Here is a 9,570-nt window from a genome sequence, read left to right on the forward strand (position 1 = left end):
TTATGTCTTCTGTTGGCAGGCGAAACGATCGATCGAGTTCTTTCCGCTACCTAGGGCATTTTCTATGACCGAAATGCCCTATTTGTGCTGGGCTTTTTTATACACTAGCACTGGGGTGAATAGTTACCATATCGGAACGGAGCCGAGTAATATCATACGCTCCGCGGGCGTCGATCTCGGCCAGTGCGGCAACGGAGAAAAAGCCCAAATCCCGAATACATAGGTCATTCGGTAAAATCGTATGCTGGGCATGATAGGCAAAACGAGCGTCCGAGTCATTGGCCGATTGAACGCATAGCTGAAGGCAGGCGCCGGATAACAAGTCATATTCAAACTGAATTTTCACCCCCGACGAAACGGAACCTCGATAGTCTTCCCCATAGTCAGCGGGAACCAAAAAGCTGGTTGAATCCAAAATCCGCAGGCGGGTAAAACAAGTTCGATAGGTCTCCATGGCTGACAAAAGCAATGGACGTTGATGCAGGAGGAGAAGGAAAAACACTTCTCGCAAAAATGCCACGGCCCGATCGGTAAAACGCTGATTCAAGCCTTCGCTTGAAAGGGAACAGCCATGCCAGAGCGTCAAGGCCGCACACAACCGCTGAAGCGACTGTTTGGCCAGTGAGCCATCTCCCCATGCACAGAGAGTCAGAAAGGCTTCCGCCGTTAACGAACGCTGACGCCGGATAAAGCCTGTTTTCCGTGCGAGACGGGTTCATTCTTCGGGAGAAAAGAGTTGACGAATGGTTTGAACCCATGCTTTCATTTGTTTTTCCATGAAAAAAATCCTTTCTAACGTGGAGTGTTCGTTAGAAAGGATACCATGTTTTTGACGATGCACAAAGACCAAAATTCTTAACTTGATGGGTATGGGGTCAGCCCCCACTATCAATAAGGCCACTTTTTTGTGAAGTAAGTGATGCCTATGTCTATGGCTTCAAAGTAGCTGTCTAGAACGTCTGGAACTAGGTAAACAGCTACTCTGTGATTTCGCAGGTAGATATACCCTGTGCCTGATGCACCGGTAAAGTCACTTTTGAATTTGAAGGTTCCGATTCCATTTGAATCAATGGTCACTCGTGCTTTCGACAGGTTTTCTTGTTTGACATCTGCTCCATCATTTCGGTAGTAAATGACTCCGCTAATGGCTAGATCGATCTTATTGCCACCCAAATATTTCACTTCAGCAACTTGGTAATATTTATCCTTTGAATTGGACATATTGGTCCATGTCATATTATAGGTTTTTAACTGTTCGTTACTAACGTTTGAGATCATTGCGGAAGTAGGTTTAACAAATTTGCCGGAATTCTGCGGAACATATAATCCGCCACCAATATAATAATATCCCTTTTGAGTTTTTGCCGGTTTAAATACCGGTTTTTCCACACCCTTATTAAAAGTGCCTTTTTTGATCATTTTGTTATTCTTATCCAGCGTGTAATAATTGGTTGTCTTAGTCACTACAATCTTGCCAAGTTGCCCTTTTTGAAATGTTGTCTTTCCCCAAGGAATCGTGTAAACATAACGGTTTGTGCTTAACTCCATTGTTACAAAATGCTTGAGTATTACATCATATATACGTTCATACTCTTTCTCCATGCTCCCTTCATACATGGGTTCTGCAGGTCCTAAAGCATATACATTATTACTAGCCTTATCACCTTGGATGATAGGAATATAAACGTCTCCTTCTCCTTCATATGTATAAAAACCCTTTTTAATTAATACAATTAATGCACCCACTTTTTTAGAGGTCTCTTTGAAATAAAATTTCCAGCCTTCTTTGTCCTCCACTACCTTAATACGACTCAATTCTTTTTTGGGCAATAACATACTTAAATTATATTTTTTGCTGTAAACAGGAACTAATGGATCATTAGTTGCTGCTTGAAATGGTTTTGGCAAAAACGATGTCATTAATAAAAAAGCCAACAATAATGAAATAATTTTCCTCATATAGGTCCCTCCTGAATTTTTTACCAATAAATTGTACCATGGGAGTGCTTTATTGTAAATAATTATTTTCATTTTCTGACAATAAATAACTCAAACTTTGCAAACTGAAATCGTTGGCTCCTTGGTAGGAATTAGGGCTTAATACTATTTATCTAGCTTCTATTTTATATTAACTGTCTCAAAAGTTATTTGAAACGGATTTTATGTTTCTACTAAAGTACAAAAAGAAAAGCCCTGCAGAGATTTATCTCCGCAGAGCCTTTCGACAAACTTGGGAGCGTGACAGGCGATATTACTTCTCCCTTTGAATCCTTAAATATGATATTAGAGGTATCAACTCCGTTCGTTACCGTCCATAATTGAACATTTTCTGCGCCTTTAATCTCTTTTACATTGGCATTGTCGATTAATACTTCTTTTACTTCTGCACCGCTTAAGTCAATGACAGCATCTTTTGAAGTTGGGCTGATCACAATTTTTGTATTTTTTAAACCTTCCCCTTTAACAGTAGCTGAGTTCTTTAACCAGATTCCCTCTCTAATTACTGAAGTGCCGTCCATGTTGACCAGAGAGTTGGAAGCTTGAATCGTTAGTTTTTTAGTTGAGAAGCCAACAAGATTATATACCTTGTCATATTTCGGCTGTGCAGCACCTAATTGTATCTGAATTAGTACCGGATCATGGTCGCTTGCACGTCCGTGCACTTCCATAAAAGATGAGTTGATATGGACAATATCGACTATTGTTGATTGTGCCAAGTTATTAGATACTAAAATGTGATCAAGTACCTGGGAGTTCCCTTGATGCGTATACGAATAGCGCTCTTCTGCCGGAACTTTCTCGATCATATTTGTTAATTCGTTTCCTTTTAGTGTTTTTAAAGGATTTGAAAATTCGAAATCATTAAAGTCCCCTAATACCACAATATTTGCATTCGGATCTTTTGATTGAACATCTTTTACAAAATTGTTAACAATTCTTGCCATTTCAAGGCGTTTAGCCTCGCTTTTGAATTCTGGAGGCTGAACTTTCCCAAATAAAGGAAAGTCTCCGCTTTTAGAGTTGAAATGGTTTGCTATTACGATCACACTTTTTCCGTTAAATTTAAACTGTGCTGCCAGCGGCTTACGGCTGGAATCAAACGCCGGGTTTGTTGGGTCAATGCGGCCTGGGTTTAATGTCAGTTTTCCATTTTCAAAACCAACTGCTTGTGTGGCAGTACCTTTTGTTCCTTCTACAAGAGATACCCGGTCTTGGTTATAAAGAAAGCCAACGCGAATATTTCCACCAGGAGCACCGCCGTCCCTATTATTTTCCGGAGCGATATCCGTATAAGCGTATTCTGGACCTCCAAGTTCTTTAATTTTGTTGATTAATCTCGCAAAACTTTGATCAGCATTGGTATTTCCGCTGTCTGTTTCCCCGTCATTATCCTGCATTTCTACTAAACCGATAATATCCGGCTGCTTCAAATTTTGGACAATTGCTTGTGCTAGCTTTGTTACCTTTGCGTCATCTGTTTTTGCTGAGAAATTCTCTACATTGTAAGAAGCAATTGTCAGTTTCTCTGGGTCTGGAGTAATCGTTGTTGTTTCACGAGCGGTTGTTCCTTCAATAAGCTTTGGTAAATCACTTTTATTGCTTAACACTTTATAGTTGCTGAAACTATAACTTACAACCCCCTTGATTGAGCCATTAAAATAATCTCCCGTTTTTGCCACATAGTTTTCATCATTAATATCAATCATGATTCTTTCAGGGTTGTAGTCTGTTTCTGAAATTTTTAATCCACCAGCTATTGTATTCGTTGGAATTGATTCAGGGACAACGATGATCTCACCATATTTTTGCGGTGCAACAACCTTTGGATTATCTACCTGCACAAGCATTCCTTCTAAGCTTTCAAAGAAGTCGATTCCGTCTTCTTCCGGATCAAATTTAGTGAAACTGTCATTATCAATAACTTCAGTCGGAAGGGCTCGGTCTTTTCCAATCACAACTGGTGCAGGAAGCGGTTGTCCTCTTGAAATCACTTTTATTGATCCAGATGACGCATTTATTTCTGTAACAGTCAAATCTGTTTGTGCTTTTTCAGAGTATCCTTCCAGTAACCATTCTTTTACCTGTCCTGTTACTTGAACAACGTCACCAACATTTACGCCATGAAGTTTTTTATAAACTAATATTCCTTCTGATGTCTTATCATCATTATCTGGCTGTAAATCTTGCATATAAAAGTTATTATCATCAACTACATAAGTTACGATACCTTCAACATCTGTTACATTTGATCCATTTAATGGTGAAATATGCCCAGCGCCCTGAATATCACGGATACGAATTTCTCCAGCTTGAACGATGTAATTAAAGGTAGCTACTTCACTGTTCGTTAAACCATCTTTAACACCAAAAGCCTTGATCGTAGTATTTTTAGTTATAGTAATTGGTTCACGATAGACGAGGCTGTTTGTCGTAGGTTCGCTGTTGTCTGTTGTGTAGTAGATTGTCGCGCCTTCTGTGGCTGTTGATAATGTTATCTTATCTCCTCTCTTCACTAGTCCCGAACCAGGAGTCGCTGTAATAGGTTGCACTTTACTTAAATCAGTAATAATATCAGCTGCATCACGAGGAATTAACTGGTATGTCCCATCAAATGCACCTAAGACGCCGGTAATAGATTCATAGGTTTTATTAACAGAAAGTAAGTTTACATCTTCCGGACGAATTACAAACGTATTTCCGTTGCCATCTTTGGCAATATAATTGCCGTTGGATAAAGATTCAACGGTTACATTGTGAACAGCTACAAGCATACCTTCTTTATCTTCGTTAAGTTGGTCTGCTGTTAATACTTGCGGCTGTGGAACAGTTTCGGATCCGATTACTTGTACATCACTTGCTTGAACATTGATTTCCAATAACGTTCTGTATTCTGCCAAAGTTCCTTTTACACGAACTTTATCTCCTCGTTGAACATTCAGTCCTGAACCGTATAGGACGATTCCAGCCGTTTCATCCTGGATATAGACGGTATTTTTTAATACAGCCGTCACGATTCCTGTAGTCCTCACCTGTGTGCCGACTGCTTGTTTTCTTACATCCGCAATCGATTGCTCTTGCAAAACTTTATAGACAAAAGTCTGAACTTCACTTTTTTCAAGCCCATTTGCTACAGCGATTGCTTTAATCGTTACATCTCCGTCAATGGTTATTGAACCTGTATACTCTGTACTTGTTTCGGTTGGATCTGTTCCGTCCATTGTATAATAGATTTTTGCACCTGGTGTTGCTGTTGATAGCGTTACTACTGTTCCCTTTTCAACCCCTCCGGCTGCAGGGGAAGCGGTGACTGGTTGGACTTTTGATTGGTTGGTGTCCTCAACAAATTCAATACTTATTGGAGATTTCAATCCAGGTAAATCATTATAACTCTCCAAATTTCCTGTAACTCGAATTTTTTTACCTAAATTTCCTGGATTTTTAGCCAAACTAAATTTTTCTCTATATGGTGCTGTTAATTGAATATTTAACGTTTTGAACTTATCTGTTTCACCAGCTTTATCTGCAATACTAATATTATATAGACCTTGGCTATGATCAAATGGTGGTTCGTAAGTAAAATTCCCACTTCCTTTAGAATTGCCAACTATATACCCTTCTACCGTGGCACCATTTGTACCTTGCTTGGCAATTGCTTCAGCAACTGTCATAACTTCAGCTGCTTTTGATACATTAACCGGGACGAACAGACTTATGGCCATAACCCAAATGAGCACTATGTTGAAAGTTTTCTTCCAACTTTTTATCTTCATTTTATCCTCCCTAGGTTTATATTTTTTCCATACATAGCCCCTGGCAATTTTGCCCAGGGGCTTGTTTAATTTTTTTAGTCAAGGAAATATGTTTCGCCTTCTACCGTAACATGGTTTAAAACGATCGCTGTGTTTCCTCTTAAATAAAGGTCACCTTTTACAATTGCATACTCTAATTTGTCAACTCCCGTTACATCAACAGAAACGTTGCCGTTGTAAACTTTAGGAGATTGTGCCGTTCCGCTGAAATCAGCTGCGTTTATAGAGGTTATAGCAGTCGCTACATCAATGATACGTCCTTCCACCGATGGATTTACCGTTTGATTTGGTTGGGCGGCGATATAATCTCTGAACATTTCCCAATCGACAAATCCCGGTTCGCTAACGCGTCCTTCTGCGTAAGCCTTAGCGAACATGGTGTAGCCATCTCCACCTTTTGCGGTAAAGGTATTTGTGGCTACTACGTATGTTTTATTAGGATCTAACGGAACATAATTGTCTCCTTCTTTCACTTCCACTGTTAACACTTTTTCACCTAATGGTTTTCTGCTGTCATATATGAATTTCATACCGGAAACTTGCAAGTACCCGCCAAAAGGTTTTGGTGCGTCTTTTACACTGTGTTCAAGCGCTTCTTTGATTTCAGCACCCGTCAGTTTCATTAATGCTAATGAGTTTCCAAAAGGCATTACTTCCAGTATTTTTGCTAATGTAATGTTTCCAGCCGGGATGGTAGCACGGATTCCACCCCCGTTTTGGAGAGCAATGACTGTATCTGGATTAATAGTTTTTGCCTTTGCCAGCATGCTGGCAGTAATCAAATTTCCTAAGTTTGTTTCGCCAACACGTGCAGGCGGATTTCCTCCAATTAAATCAACGGCTGCTTGTCCAATAATAGTATTTTGCTTTTCTACAACTTTTGGTTTGTATTTTGTTGCTAAAATTTGAGCAGCTTCCGGATCATCTTGTAGCACATAAACCTCTTTATCTCCTACTTTTACTTTTTGATCAATGTCGATCAGCTTGCCGGCATAGCCAACCACTTTCCCATTCTCATCAAACTCGACATCTAGCGTACCAAGGTACTTGCTATATTCATTCGCTTGAACAATAACAGTCGGCTCTTCTCCTGTTTTATCAACAACAGGTTCAACAAGCTTATCGTGAGAATGTCCGCCAACAATAACGTCTATTCCTTCAACTTCCTTTGCCAACGTAAGGTCATTATCTCCACCGCCGTCGTTAAATCCTATATGGGTTAATGCGATAATTTTATTGACTCCTTGGGCTTCGAATGCTTCAACTGCTTTTTCCGCCTCTTCAATGTAGTCTTCAAAGACTACGTCTTCACCTGGACTTGAAATATTTTTCGTTTCAGCTGTTGTTAGGCCGAAGATACCGATCTTTTCTCCATTTACTTCTTTGATAGTTCCATTATAAATTTTTCCGTTTTCTGGATTTGAAGATATTTCATTACGGAAACTTACTTTTAGATTTTCATCTTTGGAGAAATCGACATTGGCGCTGACAAATGGGAACTTCGCCCCCTTCACAAAGTTAGCTAAAATTGCAGTTCCTTTGTCAAACTCATGATTTCCAAATGTCATGGCGTCATAGCCCGCAAGATTCATAAACTCTAAATCTGCCAATCCATTAAATTCATTAAAATACAATGTTCCAGAGAACACGTCTCCTGCATCTAATAACAATGAATTAGGGTTTGTTTGTCTTACCTGTTTAATTGCAGTGATGCGTCTTGCAATATTGTCTAAATGAGCATGTGTATCATTTGTGTGCATTACTGTTAATTTAAATGGGTTTCTCGTTCCACCTGATCCTGTATTACCTGTTGAACCAGTTTGTCCACCGGGATTGTTCTTTACTGTAACACCGGTAGCCGTTTGCACCGTACCGTTATTTATTACTTCAATAGAACCCGTGACGGATGAATCTTTCTTAATCTCTTTAATTACAGAATCTTTAGCCACTTCAATTTTTGCATTAGCATTTTTAACAGTGACCGTAGCTTCCTTTAAGTCCCCTTTTAATTCGATTTTTTGCCCTGATTTTTCGGCAGCCAGGTTCACGGCTTGTACTTTCGCGCCTTGCTCTGCTTCCAATTTCGCTTCTGTCTTCACTTCGATTTCTTTCACTACAGCGTCTTTCGCTACTTTGACTTGTGAACCTTCACCCGTTACTTCTACTTTCGTATTAGAGAAGTCACCCTTTAATTCGACACCTTTACTTGATTCGCTGCCTTTCGTGCCAATGGAAACGACTTCGTATGCTCCTTTTTCTTTTGACTCGAGAATCACCGCTCCTGTTGCCCCTGCTGTTTCTGTAAGAGATAATGTCTTAATTTTTGTGCCTTCTTCCGCTACGATGTTGGCACCGTTCGCATCATTGATTTTCAATTCTTCCGCTGTGACGTTTTTCTGATACAAACTATGATCAGCTACGTCATCAACAATAATGACACCGCCTTGGTTATTCACCTTGTTTACTTTCACGTTTTCCAGGTAAACCGTTCCAGCGCCTGTTTCGTTCCCTTTAATAATAATGTTTCCATTCACTTCGGCATTTGCCAGTTTAATATATTGATCTTTTCCCGCGATGAGGATGACGGATTGATCGTATTTTTTCACTGCCGCTGCCGTTCCGCCAAAAGTGGTTGGCTTGTCCGCTGCAGTAGAATCTGCATTAAAAATTGCAAATCGCTTTTCCAGCTCTGCCTTAACCGGGTTTACGTAAGCCATTACGCTTTTTAATAGATTGCTATTTTCTTTCAAAACTCCAATCTTTAAACCTTCGCTCACAAATTTTTCAATACGGTTTTTATGGTAAATCGCTTGATCAATCTTGTTTTCTTTCAGCGCCGCGTTCAAACGGTCTGTTTCTATTTTAATGGAAACTGGATATAACGCCGCATCTTTCACTTGTTGCGCAGGTTTGAGATATGTTTGAACCAATGCTGTACGAGTAGAAGCGCCATATACTTTATAAAAAGCGGGGGACTTTGTACGAATTTCTTTGGTTAAATCATGATACGCTTTTTCTGTGGAGTCATTTACGATATGGTTAGAAATTAATTTCTTTAATATATTGGCTTTCGCTTCGATTTTTTTGCCAGCCGATACAGCGTCTATATAAGAGGTAGCGCGATCAACGTATACTTGAACATTTTGCGTGAGACGAGCCTCCAAAATATCTTTCTCTTTTCTTTTCAGCTTCTTTACTTCTTCCCGAGCAGCTTTCAACGCAGATTTTGTCTCATTAAACAGCTTCATATCTGGATAATCTAACACATTTTTAGGATAAACCTTTTTCCGGTAATCGTAAGAAACTTGCCATTTTAATGCGCCAGCAAGTTTTTCCGCTTTGACAACCAACTTCTCAGCATTGGTCGTTATTGCGGCTTGAGCCGGATTGGAAACCACCACTGCATTAGCGGCGAACGCAGACATAGCAGCAATAGATATTGCTAACTTTTTAGTTTTTTTCTTTCTCATTCTTCTTTCTCCTTTCCTAAAAATATTGATTCCGAAAATAAGTATAATTATGGTAAATAAAATCCGTATCCTGAATCCGTGACAAAACATCTTTACAATGGTCGCAAACCGTTGATACGATAAGGGAAAACGACGTTGACGATTCTTCATCAAGTAGGTGATATGATGAAAGATTTCCCGATTCGGTTTGTATTGACAGATGAAGCGATTACCCCAAGTGCTGGGCTTGCTCTCGTTGGCTACTTACTCCATCGAACGAAACTGGATAAACGGGTAAACGCACTTCGGCT

General features: G+C 39.7%; 4 protein-coding genes. All 4 read right to left on the reverse strand.

Going from position 1 to position 9,570, the window contains the following annotated elements; translation table 11 throughout:
* Positions 1–97: 97 nt before the first annotated feature.
* Positions 98–688 (reverse strand): IS4 family transposase, encoded by a 591-nt coding sequence (locus ETC02_RS15600; protein ID WP_371810218.1) that lies wholly within the window; start codon positions 686–688, stop codon positions 98–100.
* Positions 689–888: 200 nt separating this feature from the next.
* Positions 889–1,959, reverse strand: coding sequence for a hypothetical protein (locus ETC02_RS15605; RefSeq protein WP_050367854.1), 1,071 nt, complete (start codon positions 1,957–1,959; stop codon positions 889–891).
* 212 nt (positions 1,960–2,171) lie between these two features.
* Entirely contained in the window at positions 2,172–5,771 is a 3,600-nt protein-coding gene (locus tag ETC02_RS15610) for a chitobiase/beta-hexosaminidase C-terminal domain-containing protein (protein WP_050367855.1), read from the reverse strand.
* 74 nt (positions 5,772–5,845) lie between these two features.
* Positions 5,846–9,280, reverse strand: a complete 3,435-nt coding sequence (locus ETC02_RS15615) for a 5'-nucleotidase C-terminal domain-containing protein (protein WP_253264169.1) — start codon at positions 9,278–9,280, stop codon at positions 5,846–5,848.
* Positions 9,281–9,570: the final 290 nt, after the last annotated feature.

It is taken from the genome of Geobacillus sp. DSP4a, assembly GCF_013096875.1.
GTDB classification, from domain to species: Bacteria; Bacillota; Bacilli; order Bacillales; family Anoxybacillaceae; genus Geobacillus; species Geobacillus thermophilus.